Annotated in this window: 19 protein-coding genes; 11 read left to right on the top strand and 8 right to left on the bottom strand. The window is 71.8% G+C overall.

The features are described 5' to 3' along the window. The first annotated feature begins 89 nt into the window (after positions 1-89). From sigE to ACFY1E_RS16375, 5 genes are all read left to right on the top strand, one after another. Positions 90-794, top strand: coding sequence for an RNA polymerase sigma factor SigE (gene sigE, locus ACFY1E_RS16395; protein ID WP_389076199.1), 705 nt, complete (start codon positions 90-92; stop codon positions 792-794). Further along, a complete protein-coding gene (locus ACFY1E_RS16390) occupies positions 791-1,771 on the top strand; it encodes an anti-sigma factor family protein (RefSeq protein WP_389076196.1) in 981 nt (326 codons plus the stop codon). Before sigE ends, ACFY1E_RS16390 begins: the two co-directional genes overlap by 4 nt. Positions 1,772-2,545: 774 nt before the next feature. Continuing rightward, positions 2,546-4,252, top strand: coding sequence for a trypsin-like peptidase domain-containing protein (locus ACFY1E_RS16385; RefSeq protein WP_389076938.1), 1,707 nt, complete (start codon positions 2,546-2,548; stop codon positions 4,250-4,252). Positions 4,253-4,456: 204 nt separating this feature from the next. Next, positions 4,457-4,900: a sec-independent translocase gene (locus ACFY1E_RS16380; protein WP_389076194.1), complete on the top strand. Its 444-nt coding sequence runs from the start codon at positions 4,457-4,459 to the stop codon at positions 4,898-4,900. Between the two features lie 248 nt (positions 4,901-5,148). After that, a complete protein-coding gene (locus ACFY1E_RS16375) occupies positions 5,149-5,820 on the top strand; it encodes a hypothetical protein (RefSeq protein WP_389076191.1) in 672 nt (223 codons plus the stop codon). A gap of 74 nt (positions 5,821-5,894) precedes the next feature. On the opposite strand, the gene ACFY1E_RS16370 is transcribed toward ACFY1E_RS16375, so the two are convergent. The 3 genes from ACFY1E_RS16370 to ACFY1E_RS16360 are packed head-to-tail and all read right to left on the bottom strand — an operon-like array spanning position 5,895 to position 8,950. Further along, a complete protein-coding gene (locus tag ACFY1E_RS16370) occupies positions 5,895-7,028 on the bottom strand; it encodes an Mrp/NBP35 family ATP-binding protein (RefSeq protein ID WP_099931150.1) in 1,134 nt (377 codons plus the stop codon). A 43-nt stretch (positions 7,029-7,071) separates the two neighbouring features. Further along, complete coding sequence (locus ACFY1E_RS16365; protein ID WP_389076190.1) at positions 7,072-7,665, bottom strand: DUF1003 domain-containing protein; 594 nt, start codon at positions 7,663-7,665, stop codon at positions 7,072-7,074. Then, a complete protein-coding gene (locus ACFY1E_RS16360) occupies positions 7,655-8,950 on the bottom strand; it encodes a magnesium transporter MgtE N-terminal domain-containing protein (RefSeq protein ID WP_389076187.1) in 1,296 nt (431 codons plus the stop codon). The genes ACFY1E_RS16365 and ACFY1E_RS16360 overlap by 11 nt, the downstream gene beginning before the upstream one ends. Before the next feature lie 214 nt (positions 8,951-9,164). Between ACFY1E_RS16360 and ACFY1E_RS16355 the strand changes: the two genes are divergently transcribed. Next, on the top strand, positions 9,165-9,902 hold the full coding sequence (locus tag ACFY1E_RS16355) for a hypothetical protein (protein WP_389076186.1): 738 nt from the start codon (positions 9,165-9,167) through the stop codon (positions 9,900-9,902). A gap of 28 nt (positions 9,903-9,930) precedes the next feature. Here the strand turns inward: ACFY1E_RS16355 and ACFY1E_RS16350 are convergent, their stop codons facing one another. Together ACFY1E_RS16350 and ACFY1E_RS16345 are read right to left on the bottom strand one after the other, a co-directional pair. Continuing rightward, the gene (locus ACFY1E_RS16350; protein ID WP_389076183.1) at positions 9,931-10,443 is read right to left on the bottom strand and encodes a hypothetical protein; all 513 of its coding nucleotides are present in this window, start codon (positions 10,441-10,443) and stop codon (positions 9,931-9,933) included. A gap of 22 nt (positions 10,444-10,465) precedes the next feature. Then, entirely contained in the window at positions 10,466-11,584 is a 1,119-nt protein-coding gene (locus ACFY1E_RS16345) for a magnesium and cobalt transport protein CorA (protein ID WP_389076182.1), read from the bottom strand. Between the two features lie 450 nt (positions 11,585-12,034). On the opposite strand from ACFY1E_RS16345, the gene ACFY1E_RS16340 reads away from it, so the two are divergent. From ACFY1E_RS16340 to ACFY1E_RS16325, 4 genes are all read left to right on the top strand, one after another. Then, positions 12,035-12,631 carry a suppressor of fused domain protein gene (locus tag ACFY1E_RS16340; protein WP_389076180.1) on the top strand — a complete coding sequence of 199 codons (597 nt, stop codon included), beginning with the start codon at positions 12,035-12,037 and terminating at the stop codon, positions 12,629-12,631. A 164-nt stretch (positions 12,632-12,795) separates the two neighbouring features. Continuing rightward, entirely contained in the window at positions 12,796-13,437 is a 642-nt protein-coding gene (locus ACFY1E_RS16335) for a DUF6758 family protein (protein WP_115906090.1), read from the top strand. A 218-nt stretch (positions 13,438-13,655) separates the two neighbouring features. After that, a complete protein-coding gene (locus tag ACFY1E_RS16330; protein WP_389076178.1) occupies positions 13,656-14,513 on the top strand; it encodes a PHP domain-containing protein in 858 nt (285 codons plus the stop codon). 63 nt (positions 14,514-14,576) lie between these two features. Beyond that, a complete protein-coding gene (locus ACFY1E_RS16325; RefSeq protein ID WP_389076176.1) occupies positions 14,577-15,182 on the top strand; it encodes a MarC family protein in 606 nt (201 codons plus the stop codon). A 127-nt stretch (positions 15,183-15,309) separates the two neighbouring features. Here the strand turns inward: ACFY1E_RS16325 and ACFY1E_RS16320 are convergent, their stop codons facing one another. Continuing rightward, complete coding sequence (locus tag ACFY1E_RS16320) at positions 15,310-15,462, bottom strand: hypothetical protein (protein WP_344405444.1); 153 nt, start codon at positions 15,460-15,462, stop codon at positions 15,310-15,312. Positions 15,463-15,645: 183 nt separating this feature from the next. Here ACFY1E_RS16320 and ACFY1E_RS16315 point away from each other — a divergent pair, with 183 nt between their 5' ends. Continuing rightward, the gene (locus ACFY1E_RS16315; RefSeq protein WP_389076173.1) at positions 15,646-16,539 is read left to right on the top strand and encodes an NYN domain-containing protein; all 894 of its coding nucleotides are present in this window, start codon (positions 15,646-15,648) and stop codon (positions 16,537-16,539) included. 3 nt (positions 16,540-16,542) lie between these two features. Here the strand turns inward: ACFY1E_RS16315 and ACFY1E_RS16310 are convergent, their stop codons facing one another. Both ACFY1E_RS16310 and ACFY1E_RS16305 read right to left on the bottom strand, forming a co-directional pair. Continuing rightward, a complete protein-coding gene (locus tag ACFY1E_RS16310) occupies positions 16,543-17,433 on the bottom strand; it encodes an alpha/beta fold hydrolase (protein ID WP_389076171.1) in 891 nt (296 codons plus the stop codon). A 128-nt stretch (positions 17,434-17,561) separates the two neighbouring features. Then, positions 17,562-20,384 carry a DEAD/DEAH box helicase gene (locus ACFY1E_RS16305; protein WP_389076169.1) on the bottom strand — a complete coding sequence of 941 codons (2,823 nt, stop codon included), beginning with the start codon at positions 20,382-20,384 and terminating at the stop codon, positions 17,562-17,564. Between the last annotated feature and the right edge of the window lie 84 nt (positions 20,385-20,468).

Raw genomic sequence — 20,468 nt, 5'->3', positions numbered from 1 at the left:
TAACGGGCGAGGTGGCTATGGTAGGGGCTCCACTGGACACCACCAGAGCCGACAGGGGAGGTGCGGCCGCGCCTGTGGATCGGGGAGGAGTGCTGCGGCGCTTTCTCGGATCGGCAGGCAGGCCGAAATCCGTGAACGACACCGCTGCTGACCCCAGCCACGCCGCTGACCACGCCCAGACCGCGACTTTCTCCACCGACGCGGACGGGCAGGCGTGGACTCCGCCCACCTGGGAGGAGATCGTCAGCACCCACAGTGGCCGCGTCTACCGACTTGCCTACCGCCTGACGGGCAACCAGCACGACGCCGAGGACCTCACCCAGGAGGTCTTCGTCCGCGTCTTCCGGTCCCTGTCGACCTACACGCCGGGCACCTTCGAGGGCTGGCTGCACCGGATCACCACCAACCTCTTCCTGGACATGGTCCGCCGCAAGCAGCGCATCCGCTTCGACGCCCTGGGCGACGACGCGGCCGAGCGGCTGCCGAGCCGTGAGCCGTCGCCCCAGCAGGTCTTCAACGACGCCCACTTCGACGCGGACGTCCAGCAGGCACTCGACACCCTTGCGCCCGAGTTCCGCGCCGCGGTCGTCCTGTGCGACATCGAAGGACTGTCGTACGAGGAGATCGCCGCGACCCTCGGCGTCAAGCTCGGCACGGTCCGCTCCCGGATCCACCGCGGCCGCTCGCAGCTGCGCAAGGCTCTCGCGCACCGTTCGCCTCAGGCCCGGGCCTCCGAGCGCCGCTCCTTCGTGCCCCGTGTACCCGCACTGGGGGGAGGGGGCGCGACCGCGTGAGTGGAACACGACCCAGCCCCGCCGAGAGGCGTCTGGCCGAGCAGCATCTGGGAGACCGACTCTCCGCCCTCGTGGACGGAGAGCTCGGTCATGAATCACGCGAGCGTGTCCTCGCCCACCTGGCCACCTGTGCCAAGTGCAAGGCGGAGGCCGATGCGCAGCGGCAGTTGAAGAACGTGTTCGCGGAGGCGGCTCCGCCGCCGCCCTCCGAGAGTTTCCTGGCCCGGCTGCAGGGCCTTCCGGGGGGAGGCGATCCGGACGGCGGTGGCTCGCCGTTCGGCGGGGGAGGACTCCTCGGCGCGACCCCCGGAAGACCGGGCGTCACCGGGGTCTTCGGGCTGAAGCGGGGTGAGCGCTTCGAGTTCGACTACGTCCCCTCCTCTCCCTCGCACGCTCCGATGCTCCCGCCGTCCGCGGACCGCGGCTTCCGCATACACGACGTCAGCCGGCACGAGGCCGAGCGGTCGGCCTCGCGCGGGATGCGGTTCGCGTTCGTCGCCGCCGGTGCGGTGTCGCTCGCCGCGGTCGCACTGGGCGGCGTCACGACGGGCACCCCGGTCGACACCACGGACACGCGCGGCGGCACGGGGGCGGGCAGCAATGTGACCCCGATGCGTACGCAGGGGACGGGCGCCGCCACGGCCCCCGAGACCCAGCGGCGCCGTGGCGCCGGCCCGCTGCTCGCGCAGGGTGGGCAGTCGCTCGGTGACGCCCCGGTGGCCCCTACCCAGGTGTCCGCACCGCTGCTGCCGGGGGTACCGAGCCCTGCCGGTGCGGCGCAGACCGTGCACACGCTGACCACCCCCGTGATGGCGGGTGCCGCAGTGATGTCCCCGCTGATACGTCCCCTCACCACGACCCCGCCGCTCACCCTGACCTCGTGGTCCACGGCCCCCGAGGTCTCGTCCCACGGCCTGCTGGCCGCACCCCTCCCCGACACGGCCTCCGCTCCCCCCTCCCCCCACCCCTCCCGCTGACCGGCCCCTGCGCGACGGCCCGCGAACCTGGTTGAATCCGTGGTGGACCGCGTCCACGGCAGTCAGCCGCGCGCGGAGTCGACAACTGAGGCCACCGCCGACGAGGCGCGCCGCGTCGTGGCCAGCTGTGGGGAGAGCATGAACGAGGGGAAGCCCACGAAGCCGAAGTGGTGGAACCGCCCACGCCCGCAGACCCCTGCGGCGCCCGCATCGGGGGCTGCGCAGGGGGCGACGCAGGTCGCGGATGCTGCGGGTACCGCTGCCGGTTCGCCGATGTCCGGGAATGCGGCTTCGGCTTCGCCGGCGGCTGCGGCCGCAGGCTCGACGGCAGGCGTCGACGCCACGGCCGGTTTCACCGGGGCTGTGGATGCGGCTCCGGATCCAACGGCGGCCGAGGGCTCGTCGGCGGTCGCCGACGCCGCGGCCGTGGATGCGGCGCCGCGACCCGTGGCCGGGACGGCGCCGGTGGACGGCAGGGCGGCGGCCCCGGCCCACGACGCCGGTGGCGGTGACTTCGAGTTGAGGCCGCCGAACGCGGGGCGCAGCGGGACGGCCGCCTCCGAGGCTGCCGAGGAGCCGGGCCGGCCGGAGGGCGCCGGCGACCGTGCGTTCGTCCCCGACGGCGACTTCGAGCCGGGCCGGCCGGAAGGTTCTTCCGTCAAGTACGCGGCCGTCGCCGAGGGTGAGGGCGCAGTTGCCGGGGACGGAAGGGTCGAGCCGGGGCGTCCCGCTGTGGTCGGCGGCGGAGGTGCTCTCCCCGACGGCGACTTCGAGTTGAGGGCTCCGCAGGACACGGCCGGGACAGGGGCCGGGGCCGCGGGCGGCCTCGCCACCGAGGGACCTGGCGCGGAGGAGCCCCGCACCGGAGGTGACTTCGAGCTGGACCCGCCCACCGAGGCGGCCACCCCCTCCGCGGAGGAGGCCTCGGCCGCGGTCACCGCCTCCGCTCCGCCCGCCGACGAGCGTCCCAGACCGCTGCACGACCCTGATCCCTACAGCACCCCGCCATACGGCGAGCCCGGCCCCTGGGCCCCCGCTCCGCCGGTACAGCACCCGGCGGCCAGAGCCACCCAGGGCACGGCGATACCGACGCCGGCACCGCCCCACGCCGCACCGCCGTCGGCCCTCACCACGCCCGTCACCGGTGCCCCCGAGCCCCACAGCCTGCCCGCCGTATCCCCCCAGCCGCCGTCCCCTGCCGCTGCGACCCCCCACAGCGGTCCCGCCTCGACGCAGCCCCCCGGACCACCGGCCCCGGCTGTCCCGGCACTCCTCTCCACCCCCTGGCAGAACTACGACCCCTGGGCCCCCGCCCCCCTCCAGCAGACCGGGGCTGCTGTCGAGGCGGAGGGCAAGCGGCGTCGGCGGGTGCGGAGGGGGCTGGTGGGGGGTGCTGTGGTGCTGGCGCTGGTGTCCGGTGGGGTCGGTGGCGGGATCGGGGCGTACCTCGAGCGCAACGGGGGAGTGGGGGGCGTAGAGCTGCCGCAGGCCGCGAAGGAGCCTGCCGGGCGGGCTCCGGACAGTGTGGCCGGGATTGCCGCCCGGGCCCTGCCCAGCGTGGTGACCCTGCATGTGACCGGCGCCGACGAGTCCGGCACCGGAACCGGGTTCGTGCTCGACGACCAGGGGCACATCCTCACCAACAACCACGTCGTCGAACCGGCCGCCGGGTCGACCGGCGCCACGGGCGAGATATCCGTGACCTTCAACAGCGGGGACACCGCCAAGGCCACCGTCGTGGGTCGGGACAGCGGCTACGACCTCGCCGTCGTCAAGGTCAGCAATGTGCACGGCCTGAAGCCCCTGGCCCTCGGCAACTCCGACAACGTCCAGGTCGGCGACCCCGTCGTCGCCATCGGCGCCCCCTTCGACCTGGAGGGCACCGTCACCGCAGGCATCATCAGCGCCAAGGAACGCCCCATCACCGCCGGCGGCGACAGCTCCGACGGGAGCGATGTGTCGTACGTGGACGCGCTGCAGACCGATGCGCCGATCAACCCCGGCAACTCCGGCGGCCCCCTCCTCGACTCGAAGGCCCGCGTCATCGGCATCAACTCCGCCATCCGCTCCGCCGACAGCAGTACCGACGAGAGCGGCCAGGCCGGTTCCATCGGGCTCGGCTTCGCCATCCCCGTCAACCAGGCCAAGCGGGTCGCCGAGGAACTCATCAACACCGGCAAGGCCACCCACCCCGTCATCGGCGTCACCCTCGACATGGACTACTCCGGTGACGGCGCCCGCGTCGGCACCAAGGCCTCCGGCGGCGGCCCCGCCGTCAGCAGGGGCGGCCCGGGCGACAAGGCCGGCATCGAGGCGGGCGACATCATCACCGCGGTGGACGGCGAGCGCGTGCACTCCGGCGAGGAGCTGATCGTCAAGATCCGCGCCCACCGCCCCGGCGACCTCCTGGAACTGACCGTGCGGCGCGACGGCAAGGAGAAGAAGATCTCGCTGGCGCTCGGTTCCGCCGACGGCGACTGATGGACACGAACCTCACAGGTACGACCCGCAACCATCGCCCACAAGGCAAACAACCCCCAAAACCGCGCAGGAAGACGCACTCGGAAACCCCGGGACAGTACCGGTCGTACGGGATCGCCGGGTACCGTGGATCCGGCCCGGACCACGGAAGACCCGCACAGACCACCGAGGGCCGAGGACCGAGGACATCGCAAGGAGCTTCAGGTGTTCAATGACATAGGACCGCTCGAGCTGGTGACGCTCGTTGTCCTTGCCGTGCTCGTCTTCGGTCCGGACAAGCTCCCGAAGTTCATTCAGGACGTCACACGGACGATCCGCAAGATCCGTGAGTTCTCGGAGAGCGCGAAGCAGGACATCCGCAGCGAACTGGGCCCGGAGTTCAAGGACTTCGAGTTCGAGGACCTCAACCCCAAGACGTTCATCCGCAAGCAGCTGGACAACGACGAACTGGGGCTCAAGGAGATCCGCAACGGCTTCGACCTGAAGAAGGAGATGGCCGAGGTCACGGACGCCGTCCACGGCACCGAAGCGCCGTCCTCCTCGTCCGCCTCTTCCTCCTCGTCCTCCGGTTCCACCGGCGGCCGCGTCGACATGACGAAGAAGCCCGAGGAAGACGACCGCCCGCCGTTCGACGCGGACGCCACCTGAGCCGTACGCCCCGGCTGATCCCCTGCGCCTCACCCGCGCCCCACGTGACGCGTTTCATAGTCCACGGCGCCCCTGTACGGCCTGAAACCCGCCCTCCGCGCGACCCACGCGCCGGGCGGTTTCCGTGCTGTCCCGAGCGGGGTGGCTATGCTGCCGAGTTGTTGTGCGGACCGTACTTCGAGGAGTAACGCCGCCCGAAGGGGGGCGGGCCGCTCCGGTCCGACGAGAGCGAGGAGGCGTCCGGGCACATGGAGACGACAAGTCAGGCGGTCGCGCAGGCGCCGGCTGCGGAGGGACAGGAACAGCTGCCCACCGCCCGGCGTACGGTCGACGGCTACCTGCTGGCGCCCTTCCCGTGGTACGGCCTCGACGAGGCCTTCACGGGCCCGCGCTGGCTGATGCAGGTCGGGACGGCGGCCGACGACGCCGTCGAGCACGGTTCGCTCGGGCACGGCGACGAGCCCTCCGTGAAGAACGAGTACGCGGTCGGGACGGCCGGGGAGCCCAAGGAGAAGTTCGCGGTCGTGGTCACGGTCGCGGCCAACCCGGTGCGGCGCAGCGCCGACGGCACGGGGCTCCTGGAGGCCACCTCGGTGTCCTCGGCGGCCTGGCTCGCGGGTGTGGGGCTGCTGTCCTTCACCTGGCCGGGGCAGATGGACCACTCCCTGCGCGACGACTGGCTGGAGCAGCAGACCGAGACGGCCTGGGCCCTCGCCGACGACCTGGCCGGTCCTGACTGGTCGACGCTGTCGCTGCCGGTGGACGGCGTCCCCACGCCGTTCCACTACCGCGAGTCCGAGTTCGGCTGGGTCCTCGCGGGTTCCACGCAGCAAGGGGTGCACTTGGGGGCGTACGGGAGAGGCATGAGCGCATACGGCCTGGGCTTCGCCATGATCAAGGACATCAGCACGTACGCCTAGGGGCTCGTACGGCAGAGGGGGCGCTGACCAGCTGGTCAGCGCCCCCTCTGCCGTACGAGCCGGTCGTGCGGGCCCTAGAACTTGTTCTTCGGGGTGATCCCCAGCGACAGTCCCGAAAGGCCGCGCTGGCGGCCGCCCAGCTTGCCCGCGATGCCGCGCAGGGCCGCGCCCGCAGGCGAGTCGGGGTCGGTCAGGACCACCGGCTTGCCCTCGTCGCCGCCCTCGCGGAGGCGGACGTCGATCGGGATGGCGCCCAGGACCGGGACGGTCGCGCCGGTGGTGCGGGTGAGGCCGTCCGCGACCGTCTGGCCGCCGCCCGTGCCGAAGACGTCGACCATCTCGCCGCAGTGCGGGCAGGGCAGGCCCGACATGTTCTCGACCACGCCGACGATCTTCTGGTGGGTCTGCACGGCGATGGAGCCCGCCCGCTCGGCGACCTCGGCGGCCGCCTGCTGCGGGGTCGTCACGACCAGGATCTCGGCGTTCGGGACCAGCTGGGCGACCGAGATGGCGATGTCGCCCGTGCCCGGCGGCAGGTCGAGGAGCAGCACGTCCAGGTCGCCCCAGTACACGTCCGCCAGGAACTGCTGCAGCGCGCGGTGGAGCATCGGGCCGCGCCAGACCACCGGCGCGTTGCCCGGCGTGAACATGCCGATGGAGATGACCTTCACGCCATTGGCCGACGGCGGCATGATCATGTTCTCGACCTGGGTGGGGCGCCCGTCCGCACCCAGCATGCGCGGCACCGAGTGGCCGTAGATGTCGGCGTCGACGACACCCACCTTGAGGCCGTCGGCGGCCATCGCGGCCGCCAGGTTCACCGTCACCGAGGACTTGCCGACGCCGCCCTTGCCGGACGCGACCGCGTACACCCGGGTCAGCGAGCCCGGCTTGGCGAAGGGCACCTCGCGCTCGGCCGTGCCGCCGCGCAGCGCGGCCGCCAGCTCCTTGCGCTGCTCGTCGCTCATGACGTCGAGGGTGACGTCGACGCGGGTGACGCCGTCGACCCGGGAGACCGCCTCGGTCACGCGCTGCGTGATGGTCTCGCGCATCGGGCAGCCGGAGACCGTCAGGTACACGGTGACCGCGACCGCCCCGTCCGCGCCGATCTCCACCGACTTCACCATCCCGAGTTCGGTGATGGGCCGGTTGATCTCGGGGTCGTTCACCGTCGCCAGTGCCTCGCGCACCGCGTCTTCGCTAGCCATAGGAACGATGGTACGGCTCGGTAGCCTGGGCCCGGAAAGCCCGTCAGCGGTCGTCTACGTCACGTCCACGGGACCGTTCTGCCGGGAATACGGCATGTTCGTGGTGACCGTCCTGCCGTCCTTCCAGTTCCTTGACCAGGTCCTGCAGCTCGGAGCGGATCCAGTCCCGGGTCGCCACCTCGCCGAGGCCGATGCGCAGGGCGGCGATCTCGCGGGTCAGATACTCGGTGTCGGCGATGGAGCGCTCGTTCTGCTTGCGGTCCTGTTCGAGGTTGACCCGGTCCCGGTCGTCCTGCCGGTTCTGCGCGAGCAGGATCAGCGGCGCCGCGTAGGAGGCCTGGAGCGACAGCATCAGGGTCAGGAAGATGAACGGGTAGTTGTCGAAGCGAAGGTCGTGCGGCGCGAAGACGTTCCACAGCACCCACGCGATGATGACGACCGTCATCCAGACGATGAACCGCCCGGTGCCCAGGAAGCGCGCGATGCGCTCCGAGAGCCGTCCGAAGGCCTCCGGGTCCCACTCGGGCAGGAACCGGCGGCGCGGTGGCCGCGGCTGGTCGAGACGGGGACGCGTGCGCGTGGTCGCCGTCGCACCCGCCGGGGTGCGCTCGCGGCCGGTCTCGCGCTCAGGAGGCATGGGGGGCCGCCCCCTCGTCGTCCTCGTCCTCCAGGTGGAACTCGGTCTCCCGCCAGTCCTCGGGCAGCATGTGGTCCAGTACGTCGTCCACGGTCACCGCGCCGAGCAGCGACCCGGCCTCGTCGACGACGGGCGCCGCGACCATGTCGTACGCCGCGAAGAACCCGGCCACCAGGGGCAGCGCCGCGTCGGGGTCCAGGGGCTGCAGATCGTCGTCGATGATCGAGCTGACCAGCGTGTACGGGGGATCGCGCAGCAGCCGCTGGAAGTGGACCGTGCCGAGGTACTTGCCGGTCGGCGTCTCGTCCGGGGGTCGGCAGACGTAGACCTGCGCGGCGAGCGCGGGCGACAGATCGCGGTTGCGCACCCGCGCGAGGGCGTCGGCGACGGTCGCGTCGGGCCGCAGCACGATCGGCTCGGTCGTCATCAGACCGCCGGCCGTGTGCTCCTCGTACGACATCAGGCGCCGCATGTCGGCCGCGTCGGCGGGCTGCATCAGGCTCAGCAGCCGCTCCTTGTCCTCCTCGGGGAGCTCGGAGAGCAGGTCGGCCGCGTCGTCCGGGTCCATGGCCTCCAGGACGTCGGCGGCGCGCTCCTCCTTCAGCTTGCCGAGGATCTCGATCTGGTCGTCCTCGGGGAGCTCTTCGAGTACGTCGGCGAGGCGGTCGTCGTCGAGGGCGGCGGCGACCTCGGCGCGGCGCTTGGCGGAGAGGTGGTGCAGGACGTTCGCCAGGTCGGCCGGGCGCAGCTGCTCGAAGGTGGCGAGCAGGCTCTCGGCGCCCTGCCCGTGCTCCTCGAGGGAGAAGCCGGTGACGGCCGACCACTCCACCGTCAGCGTCTCGCCCCTGGCCCGCCGGAAGGCGCCGCTCTTCCTGCCCTTGCGGACGAAGACACGGTCGACCTCCCAGTCCCGGCGGGCCGGGAGCTGCTGCACCGACACATCGAGGACGGTGACCTCCTCGCCGGTCTCCGCGAGCGTGACGCGCCGGTCGAGGAGCTCGCCGAAGACGAGGCGCTCGGTGGGGCGCTGCTCGAAGCGGCGGACGTTGAGCACGCCGGTGGTGATGACCTGGCCGGACTCGATGCTGGTGATCCGGGTCATGGGCAGGAAGATGCGGCGCCGGCTGGGCAGTTCGACGACCAGCCCGAGCACGCGCGGGGGCCGTCGCCCGACGCGCAGCATGACCACCAGATCGCGCACACGGCCCACCTGGTCGCCGTTGGGATCGAAGGCGGCGACGCCGGCGAGGTGTGAGACGAAGATCCGGGGCGCGCCCGCTGCCATGGCTGCGGCTCCTTTGCGTACGGGTGTCCAGTGCTGCGTGTCGCTGCTGTGCATCTTTTCCGAATTGCCCGCTCGGATGGGCTTCAGGCTAGCCCGTACCCATCGGATCCGCCCTGATGGGAGGTCCGGACGAACCGGCTCCGCCAGGCCGGAACGGCACCCGTTACTCTGCCGTACGCTGCTCGCGTCCCTCGACTGAAAGGCAGCCCCACCTGTGACTGCGATTGCCCTCGGCCGAACCCGTCGGACCTCGCTGGTGAGCGCGGTGTGCGCACTGGTCGTGACGGGGACGGGGCTGCTCGCGGGATGCAGCGAGGACCCCGACGCGGGCACCAACGGGGTCGGCAAGCTGCCGGCAGACAAGATCCAGTCGAAGACCAGGGCGGCCGCCGAATCCGCCGAAGCGGTCCGGCTCGCCGGAACCGTGGTGACCAACGGGCGGACGTACACACTCGACATGCGCCTGAAGTCCGGCGGCGGCAGCGGCTCGGTCACCTCCAAGGGGATGTCCTTCGGGCTGCTGCGGATCGGCGAGCAGCTGTATCTGAAGGCCGACGCGGAGTTCTGGAACCACGCGGACGGCAACGCCTCGGCCGGGGGCACGCTCGACGGCAAGTATGTGAAGGTGCCGCAGGGCGACCCCTCGTACAAGAAGTTCAGCGGCTTCACGGACAAGGACGTCCTGCTCGACGGGCTGCTGACCCTGCACGGCGCGCTCGCCACCGACGGCCACCACGAGCAGGCGGGCACCCGCACCATCCGCATCACCGGCGACAAGGGCTCCGGCGGCACCCTGGACGTCTCCCTGGAGGGCACCCCGTACCCCCTCCGCCTGGAACGAGCAGGCGGCGCCGGCACCCTGACCTTCTCCTCCTGGGGCAAGGACTTCCCCCTCACCGAGCCGAAGAAGGACGAGACGGTCGACTACGGCAAGAAGCTGCCGACGTCGTGAAAGGTGCGGTAGCGCCCTGCAGGGACGCTCAGCGACGCCTGCGCTTCCGGAAAAGCAGCCGCGGCAACCCCGCAGGGATCGGCTGACGGGTAGTGGCGGGCGACGGCAGCGGCGCCTGAGCCAGGCTGCCGTCGGGCAGGGGGCCCGGCACCCCCGCAGGCTCCAGGCGGAGCACCCTGCACTCACGGGCCCAACGCTCCGTCATCGCCTCACCGTCGGGGGCGTTCAGCCGCTTGCCCTTCAGCTCGGCGACGGCCGCCTCCCATTCCGCGGACCCGGACGGCAGCTCGGACACGGTCGCCGTGAACGTCACCAGCCGACCGCCCTTGTCCTTGCTGCGCACGGTCACCTCGGCGGAACCGCCGTCGGCCAGCCCCGGCAGCGGCTGCTCGCCCGGCCCGTCGCCGACGACGCACGCGGCACCCTCGTGCCACACGTGCCACAGCGCACGGGCCGCCGTACCGGCACCCTTCACCCAGATGAGGCCGGACTTCTTCGTGGCCTCCTCGACGAGGGCCTGGTCGAGCAGCTCGCTTGTCATGGGCTCAGCCTATCGAGGCGCCTCACAGCCAGCCGTTGCGCTTGAGCACCCGGTGGATGCCCACGCACATGGCGACCGTGACGCTCAGCACCAGGGGATAGCCGTACTTCCAGTGCAGCTCCGGCATGTAGTCGAAGTTCATGCCGTAGACACCGGTCACCATCGTCGGTACGGCGATGATCGCGGCCCAGGCGGTGATCTTCCGCATGTCCTCGTTCTGCGCGACGGACGCCTGCGCGAGGTTGGCCTGGAGGATCGAGTTGAGCAGCTCGTCGAAGCCGATGACCTGCTCCTGGACCCGGGCGAGGTGGTCGGCGACGTCCCGGAAGTACTTCTGGATGTCGGGGTCGACCAGCCGCATCGGCCGCTCGCTCAGCAGCTGCATGGGACGCAGCAGCGGTGCCACCGCCCGCTTGAACTCCAGCACCTCGCGCTTGAGCTGGTAGATCCGCGCCGAGTCCACACCGCGCGAGACACCGCCCCGGCGCCCCGGCGAGAACACCTCGGTCTCCACCTCGTCGATGTCGTCCTGGACGGCGTCCGCGACCACGACATAGCCGTCGACCACATGGTCGGCGATCGCGTGCAGCACCGCCGAGGGGCCCTTGGCGAGCAGCTCGGGGTCGTCCTCGAGCCGGTGCCGCAGCGCCCGCAGCGAGCCCTGGCCGCCGTGCCGGACGGTGATGAAGAAGTCCCGCCCGGTGAAGCACATGACCTCGCCGGTCTCCACGACCTCGCTGTTGGCGGTCAGCCGGTCGTGCTCGACGTAGTGGATGGTCTTGAAGACGGTGAACAGGGAGTCGTCGTACCGCTCCAGCTTGGGCCGCTGGTGGGCCTGGACGGCGTCCTCGACGGCCAGCGGGTGCAGCCCGAACTCGCGGGCGATACCGGCGAACTCGGCCTCGGTCGGCTCGTGCATCCCGATCCACACGAAGCCCCCGTCGCGGCGCACCAGGCGCATCGCCTCGTGCGGGGCCATCGGGTTGCCGGTGTCGACGCGGGCCCCGTCGCGGTAGACGGCGCAGTCGACGACCGCGGAGGGCGTCGAGGGGTCGCGCGTCGTGTCGTACACGCCGGTGTCCTTGCGCAGGGAGATGCGGGACGGCCGGACCGCGGCGCGGAGGTCACGGATCATCGACATGGCTGGCTCCTTCGTGACAGGCAACGCAAGGCGCCGACGACGGGTGGAACTGCCCGGAATGGGGACGTCCTGACTTCGTGTGTTTGGCACGTCCACAAAGCGGGGAGCACCGCACCATCGCGGTGGCGAGCTTCGTTACTGATTCAGATCAGACAGATCAGGCAAAACGAAGTGCTCTTCCGCAGGAAGACCTGAGCGTGAAAGGCGGCGGTCAGCCGGAGCCGGATCAGCTGTATCAGCGGCGGGAAGAGCGAGTGGTACTGCACGGGTGACTTCGATCCATGACAGCCCCACCTCCTCCGGCCGGTCCCTCGTAAGGGAGTCTCAATCGGCGTCGGGACTCGATCGCGACGCTTCTGCGCGCTGCCCCGACGACCGGGCCAGAGTACCAGTCGCCCAAACTGTCAAGGCGCCGCTTTGCCCGGTGCTGACGAGTTCTATGCTCGCCGCATGGTTGATGTTCTCCCCCTGGTCGAGGCCCGGTTGCGCAGCGCGCTGGGCGAACCGGACGCACGCGCGGCGGTCACGTTCCTGGGCACGGACCGCATCGAGGTGCTGCGTTTCCGGGACGATTCCGGGGACGGGGGCATCGTCCGCTACGCCACCCTCGGCATGTCCGCGCAGCCGATGAGCGACCCCACCGCGGTCCTCGCCGACCCGGTCAAGGGCCCGCGCGCGGAGCTGATCCTCTCGGTGCGCGGCGGCCTCGCCGACACCGACAAGGCGCTGCGCCCGCTCGCCGTACTCGCCGCGTCCCCGCAGGTCGAGGGCGTGATCGTGGCGCCGGGGGCCTCGCTGGACGTCGGCGAACCCCTGTGGCCGGGCGCTCCGTTCAGCTCCGTCCTGGTCGCCGAGCCGGGCGGCCTGGTCGAGGACCTCGATCTCGACGAGCCTCTTGATCCGGTCCGCTTCCTTCCCCTGCTGCCCATGACGCCGAACGAGGCCGCCTGGAAGCGCGTGCACGGCGCCCAGGCCCTCCAGGAGCGGTGGCTGACGAACGGCACGGACCTGAGGGACCCGTCCCGCAGGTCCGTCCCACTGGACTGAACGCCGAGTGAGCAAGCTCACCAACACTCGGCCGGAATCGGTCAGTTGGCAAAGGCCGTGACACCGCACATTCCGAACCGGTGGCGAGGGTTCCGGTGAAGGGTTCCGTCCGGACGGGTGATCGTCCTTGACGTGGCGGAGCGGGGGTAGGACCGTGGGGCCCTATGAGGGGCGAACCCAGTTGCCCGAAGTGTGGTGGCCGGGTCAGGGCTCCCGGCCTCTTCTCCGACACCTGGCAGTGCGATGTGCACGGAACCGTGCATCCGCTGCAGCCCGTGATCCCGCCCAGCGTCGAGGCCCTCAGTGTCGTGGTCCATCGCACGCAGGTGCCGGTGTGGATGCCGTGGCCGCTGCCGATCGGCTGGCTGTTCACGGGCGTGGCCTGCGCGGGTGACGACCGCCATGGCGGCCGCGCCACCGCCGTGGCCTGCTCGGGCCCGGGGCCGCTCGGTGGCATAGGGGAGCTGATCCTGGTCGCCGAGGAGCTCGGGGTCGGACTCGGTGCGCGGTACGCGGGGATCGACGGCCCGGACCCGGGGCCGTACATGAATGTCGAGAAGCCTCCTCAGGCGAAGGTGCTGGCCGGCGGGCGGCCCACCCCGCTGTGGCATGTCGCCGGCAGCCCCGACGACCGGGCGGTCTTCGCGGGCGAGGCGCGGGGGCTGTGGCTGTGGGCGGTGGTGTGGCCCGAGCAGTCGGGGTTGCTGATGTACGACGAGCTGGTGCTGACGGATTTGCGGGACGCGGGGGCGGAGGTCGAGCTGGTGCCCTGCGGGGCGTTGTCGCCGCGCTTGCTTGAGCCGTAGCGCACACCGGGCGGGGGGTGCTGTTTGTGGGCGGCTGCGGCTTGTCCGGGGCGTGTCGCGCCAACGCGGCGGAGCCGCACATCGACACAGCCCCGCGCCCCTTTGGGCGGTGGTTTCGGTAGGGGGCGATCGGGCTGTGCGGGTGTGACAGGGGACCGTGAGAATCCGGTTATCCTTGAGCGTCCCCTTTCGTGCCGTCACCGCTTGGAGTCTGCGTAGTGCGTATCGATCTGCACGCCCACTCCACTGCTTCCGACGGTACGGACACCCCGGCTGAGCTGGTGCGGAATGCTGCCGCGGCCGGGCTGGACGTGGTGGCGCTGACCGATCACGACAGCACTCGTGGGTATGCCGAGGCGATCGCCGCGGTGCCGGCGGGGCTCACATTGGTCACCGGGGCCGAGTTGTCCTGCCGGGTCGACGGTGTCTCCATGCACATGCTCGCCTACCTCTTCGATCCCGAGGAGCCGGCGCTGCTCGCCGAGCGCGAGCTGGTGCGGGACGACCGGGTGCCGCGGGCCAAGGGCATGGTCGCCAAGCTGAACGGGCTGGGTGTGCCGGTCACCTGGGAGCAGGTCGAGCGGATCGCCGGGGGCGGTTCCGTCGGGCGGCCGCATGTGGCGACCGCGCTCGTGGAGCTGGGTGTCGTACCGACCGTGAGCGAGGCGTTCACCGAGGACTGGCTGGCCGACGGCGGGCGGGCCTTCGTCGAGAAGCACGAGACGGACCCCTTCGAGGCGATCCGGCTGGTCAAGGCCGCGGGCGGGGTCACCGTCTTCGCGCACCCGGGCGCCAGCAAGCGCGGCCGTACCGTGCCGGAGTCCACGATCGCCGAGATGGCCGCCGCCGGGCTCGACGGCATCGAGGTCGACCACATGGACCACGACGAGGAGACCAGGGCACGGCTGCGCGGACTGGCCAAGGAGCTGGGACTGCTGACCACCGGGTCCAGCGACTACCACGGCAGCCGGAAGACCTGCGTGCTCGGCGAGTACGTCACGGATCCCGAGGTCTACGGGGAGATCACGCGACGGGCGACCGGGGCGTTCCCGGTGCCGGGGACCGGCGGAGCCTGAGGAACCGTCCGCACCCCCCTGTTCCCGTCCCTCACCTTTTCCTGCAAGGCGTGTAGCTCACCCATGTTCGACGTCGCCGTCTTCGGCTCCCTGTTCCTGACCCTTTTTGTCATCATGGATCCCCCCGGGATCACCCCGATCTTCCTCGCGCTGACCGCCGGGCGCCCCGGCAAGGTGCAGAAGCGGATGGCCTTCCAGGCCGTGTGCGTGGCCGGCGGTGTGATCACCGTCTTCGGGCTGCTGGGGCACCAGATCCTCAACTATCTGCATGTCTCCGTGCCCGCGCTGATGATCGCGGGCGGGCTGCTGCTCCTGCTCATCGCCCTCGACCTGCTGACCGGCAAGAACGACGAGCCGAAGCAGACCAAGGACGTCAATGTGGCGCTCGTACCGCTGGGCATGCCGCTGCTGGCCGGTCCCGGCGCCATCGTGTCCGTCATCCTCGCGGTGCAGAAGGCCGACAGCGTCGCCACACAGACGTCGGTGTGGATGGCGATCCTCGCCATCCATGTCGTGCTGTGGCTCGTGATGCGGTATTCGCTGCTGATCATCCGGGTCATCAAGGACGGGGGCGTGGTCCTGGTGACACGGCTCGCGGGCATGATGCTCTCCGCGATCGCCGTGCAGCAGATCATCAACGGCATCACGCAAGTGATCAAGGGCGCCTGAGCCCCGCAGGGCGCCGGGCATGCGCAGAGCCCCCGCACGGCGTCGATGCCGTACGGGGGCTCTGAAGCTGCTGCGGTGATCCGCGTCCTCGTCGTTGCGTCTTTGGCGTTACGTCTTCGCGTCGGTGTTACGCGGCCGAGTCCTCGGCCGGACGGATCCAGAGGCGCTGCCCGATGGCCGCGGCCTGCTGAACGATCCGGTTGACGGAGGCGGCGTCCACGACGGTGCTGTCCACGGTCGTGCCGTCGACCTCGTCGAGTCGCATGATTTCGAAGCGCATGGCCTCTCCCTTCGTCTCGCTGTGTTCCATGACAGTCAACGGGCTGCGTGTTACAAACATTCCCTACGCTAAAGAAATTTTTCGAACGTCTAACTACTCGCCGGTAAGGAACCGCCACGGAGGCAGGGGAGACCGATCGGGACCAGTTGTGTTCGCAGCGTGACCGCCGGGACAATGAAGGCGATGAACGACGACCTCGCGGCCCTCAGCGCCCGCATCGACCGCACGAACGAGCTGCTGCAGCGAATGCTCGCCGAGGTGGCGAAGACGCCCTCGACCCATGCGATCTTCGTCGACGCGGGGTACCTGTATGCGGCCGCGGGCCGACTGGTGGCGGGGACGGAGGACCGTCGCGCCTTCGACCTGGACGCCGAGGGCCTGATCGAGGCGCTGATCGACCGGGCCCGCACGATCTTCGCGGACAGCCGGCTGCTCCGCGTCTACTGGTACGACGGCGCGCGGCGCCGCATCCACACCGGCGAGCAGCAGTCGATCGCCGAACTCCCCGATGTGAAGGTCCGGCTGGGCAACCTGAACGCCAACAACCAGCAGAAGGGCGTCGACTCGCTGATCAGGACGGATCTGGAGTCACTCGCCAGACACCGGGCGATCAGCGATGCGGCACTGCTGGGCGGTGACGAGGACCTGGTGTCGGCGGTCGAGGCGGCGCAGGGGTACGGGGCGCGCGTCCACCTGTGGGGCATCGAGGCCCCCGAGGGGCGCAACCAGGCGGAGCCCCTGCTCTGGGAGGTCGACAGCCAGCGCACCCTCGACCTCGACTTCTTCAAGCCGTACGTCTCCCGGCGCACCGGGGCCGCCTACGAGGCCACCGCCGCCCGGCCCGGCCGTGACGACGTCCGCTTCGTCGGTGCGCAGATCGCGGCGAAGTGGCTGGCCGCGCGGGGCCGCGACTCCCTGGCGGAACTGCTGCCCGGCCACCCCTATCTGCCGGGCTCGGTGGACCAGGACCTGCTGGTGGAGGCGGAGGGGCTGCTGCAGTACTCCCTGCGCGGCCAGGCGGACCTGCGGCGCGCGCTGCGGGACGGGTTCTGGGAGCACCTGCAGGGGCAGTACTAGCGGCTACCGGCTCGGGTTGTTGCGGTCCCAGAAGTCCGCGAAGGCGCGGGCCGTGTCGAGGGGCCGGTCGGTGTTGGGGGAGTGTTCGGCGCCCTGGACGACGGTGCGGTGCGCGCGCAGGCGCCGCGCCATGTCGTCGAGCAGGGGTACCGGCCAGGTGTCGTCGCTGGAACCCGACAGGACGTGGAACGGCAGCGGTACGGCGGCCAGTTCGGCCACGCGGTCCGGTTCGACGCACAACTGGCGGCCCGTCGCGAGGAGTTGGGCGGGCTTGTTGCCGAGCCAGCGGCGCCGCAGGTCGTCCTGGTCGTCGAGGCCGCCGTCCAGTTCCCCGGGCTCGCCGGTCTCGGTCTCCTCCGGCGCCTCCATGGCCTGGATCGCCTCCCACACCTCGGCCATGCTCATCACGGCGAGAGCGTCACGGAGCAGCTTGACGCGCTGCTGCTGGGAGCCGGAGATCTGGGCAGGGCCGGAGGCCATGAGGGTGAGCGACAGGAACGGGGTGTGGTCCAGCAGGACCGCTGCTCGTGCGATCTGCCCGCCGAGGGAGTGGCCGACCAGGTGCACGGGGGTGCCGAGCGCGGCGGCCTGGGCGAGCACGTCCCGCGCCAACTCGCTCTGGGCATAGGCCGATTCGTCGGTCTCGGGACCGTCGGACTCGTACTGGCCCCGTCCGTCCACCGCGACGGTCCGGTAACCGCGGGCCGCGAGCGGCTCGTGCAGTGGGTTGTAGTCCTCCTTGCTGCCGGTGAACCCGGGCAGCAGCAGCGCGGTTCCCTTGGCGGCGACGCCGTCCGCCACGGGCGCGTCGACGACGGCGAACTCCCCGCGCGCGGTCCGCAGCGAGTACGCGCGGGCGCCGGGAGGCGGGGTGAAGGTCGGGGGCCTGCTCATGGGGTGAGGTTATCCGCCTCGGGTGTCGGGGACGGTGACGGGCTGCGGCATCCAGCCGTGGGCGCACAGGCCGACGGCCCGGCCCCTCCCGTGAGGCGGGGGGACCGGGCCGTCGGTGAGTGAGCGCATCAGCTCTCCGTGGGCTCCGCTGCGGCCGTGGCCTTCCGCGTGCGACGCACCCTGGGCTTCGCCTCGGCAGCGGCCTCGGCGGGTACCGCGGCCTTGCGGGCACGGGTGCGCGGCTTGGCCTCGGGCTCCTCGGCGGCCTGCGCCGGGATCTCGGCCACGGCGGCGGCCTTGCGGGTACGGCGGGGCTTGGCCTCGGTGGTCTCCGCGGCGGCCGTGGCCTTGCGGGTCCGGGTGCGCGGCTTGGCCTCCGTGTCGACCGCGGCCTCGGCGGCAGCCGCCGCCTTGCGGGTACGACGCGGGTTCGCCACCTCCGGCGCCGGGGCGGCGTCGGCGGACTCGGCGGCCTTGCGGGTACGCCGACGGGGCGCGGCCTCGGCGGTTTCCGCGGCGGCGGCCGTCTTGCGGGCCCGGGTGCGCGGCTTGGCGTCCGTGCCCTCGACGGTGTCGACCACGGCCTCCGCCGCCTTCCGCGTCCGCGGCTTGGCCTCGGGCTCCTCGGCGGCCTGCGCCGGGATCTCCGCCACGGCGGCGGCCTTGCGGGTACGGGTGCGGGGCTTGGCCTCGGTGGCTTCCGCCGTGTCCACCGCGGTCTCCGCGGTGGCGGCCGTCTTGCGGGTGCGGCGCGGCTTGGCCTCGGCGGTGTCGACGGCGGCCTCTGCAGCGGCTGTCGCCTTGCGGGTGCGGGTGCGGGGCTTGGCCTCGGTCGCCTCGGCCGTGTCGACCGTGGGCTCCGCGGCAGCCGTGGCCTTGCGGGTGCGGGTGCGGGGCTTGGCCTCGGTGGCTTCCGCCGTGTCGACCGCGGTCTCCGCGGCGGCCGTGGCCTTGCGGGTGCGGGTGCGCGGCTTGGCCTCGGTGGCCTCGGCGGTGTCCACCGCGGTCTCCGCGGCAGCGGCCGTCTTGCGGGTCCGGGTGCGCGGCTTGGCCTCCGTGGCCTCGGCCGTGTCGACCGTGGGCTCCGCGGCAACCGTCGCCTTGCGGGTGCGGCGGCGCGGTGCGGCCTCCGTCGGCTCCGGGGCCGACTCGGTGGTGCCCTCGGCGGTGGCGACCGCGGTCTCCGCGGCGGCCGTGGCCTTGCGGGTCCGGGTGCGCGGCTTCGCCTCGGTGGCCTCGGCGGTGTCCACCGCGGCCTCGGCGGCGGCCGTGGCCTTGCGGGTACGGCGGCGCGGTGCCGCGACGGGGGCCTCGGGCTCCGTGGGGGCCGGGGCTTCCTGTGTCGCCGGGGCCTCAACGGCAAGCGCCTCCGCGGCCGGCGTGCTCTCCGCGGACCTGCGGGTGCGGCGGCGGCGCGGCGTCGACGGGGCCTCGGGGGCGTCCAGCGCGGGGCCCTCCGCCGTCGTGACGGCGGCCTCCGCGGCCTCGGGGGCCGTGGTCGTGGCCGACACCGGCTCCGGGGCCGAACCGCCGCGGGTGCGGCGACGGCGACGCGGGGTGCGGGGACCGGTGGCCTCCTCGGACGGCGAGACCGCCGTCGAAGCCTCCGGAGTGGCCGTGGCGTCCAACTGCGCCCCACCGCGCGTACGACGGCGGCGACGCGGCGTACGCTCCGCGCGCTCGCGCTCGGTGGACCGGGACTCGCCCCGGCCACCCCGCTCGGGGCGGCCACCGCGACCGCCGCGTGCACCGCGGCCGCCGGTCTCGCCCAGGTCCTCGAGCTCCTCCGCGTCCAGCCCGGCACGCGTGCGCTCGGCGCGCGGCAGAACACCCTTGGTGCCCGCGGGGATGTTCAGTTCCTCGAAGAGGTGCGGGGACGTGGAGTACGTCTCCGGCGGGTCGTTGAAGCTCAGCTCCAGCGCCTTGTTGATCAGCTGCCAGCGCGGGATGTCGTCCCAGTCGACGAGCGTGATCGCGATGCCCTTGGCGCCCGCGCGGCCCGTACGGCCGATGCGGTGCAGGTACGTCTTCTCCTCTTCGGGAGACTGGTAGTTGATGACGTGCGTCACGCCTTCGACGTCGATGCCGCGGGCGGCGACGTCGGTGCAGACGAGGACGTCCACCTTGCCGTTGCGGAAGGCGCGCAGCGCCTGCTCGCGGGCGCCCTGGCCGAGGTCGCCGTGGACCGCGCCGGCCGCGAAGCCGCGCTGCTTGAGCTGGTCGGCGAGGTCGGCCGCGGTGCGCTTGGTACGGCAGAAGACCATGGCCAGTCCCCGGCCTTCGGCCTGCAGTATGCGCGCGACCATCTCGGGCTTGTCCATGTTGTGCGCGCGGTACACGTGCTGCGAGGTGTTCGCGACCGTCGCGCCCTCGTCGTCCGGCGCGGTGGCGCGGATGTGCGTGGGCTGCGACATGTAGCGGCGCGCGAGACCGATGACCGCGCCCGGCATGGTCGCCGAGAACAGCATCGTCTGACGGCGCGCCGGCAGCAGGTTGATGATCTTCTCGACGTCGGGCAGGAAGCCCAGGTCGAGCATCTCGTCGGCCTCGTCGAGGACGAGCGCCTTGACGTGCTTGAGGTTGAGCTTCTTCTGGCCCGCGAGGTCCAGCAGCCGGCCCGGGGTGCCGACGACCACGTCGACGCCCTGCTTGAGGGCCTCGACCTGGGGCTCGTAGGCCCGGCCGCCGTAGATGGCGAGAACGCGTACGTTGCGCACCTTGCCCGCGGTCAGCAGGTCGTTGGTGACCTGTGTGCACAGCTCGCGCGTGGGGACGACGACGAGCGCCTGCGGGGTGTCGGTGAGGTCCTCGGGCTTCGCGCGGCCCGCCTCCACGTCCGCGGGGACGGTGACGCGCTCGAGGAGCGGGAGGCCGAAGCCCAGTGTCTTGCCGGTGCCGGTCTTGGCCTGGCCGATGACGTCCGTGCCGGAGAGGGCGACGGGGAGGGTCATCTCCTGGATGGGGAAGGGGGTGATGATGCCGACGGCCTCGAGGGCCTCGGCGGTCTCGGGAAGGATGCCGAGATCTCTGAACGT

Source organism: Streptomyces sp. NPDC001604 (assembly GCF_042893475.1).
Classification (GTDB): domain Bacteria; phylum Actinomycetota; class Actinomycetes; order Streptomycetales; family Streptomycetaceae; genus Streptomyces.
This window is presented reverse-complemented; position numbering and strand designations above follow the sequence as displayed.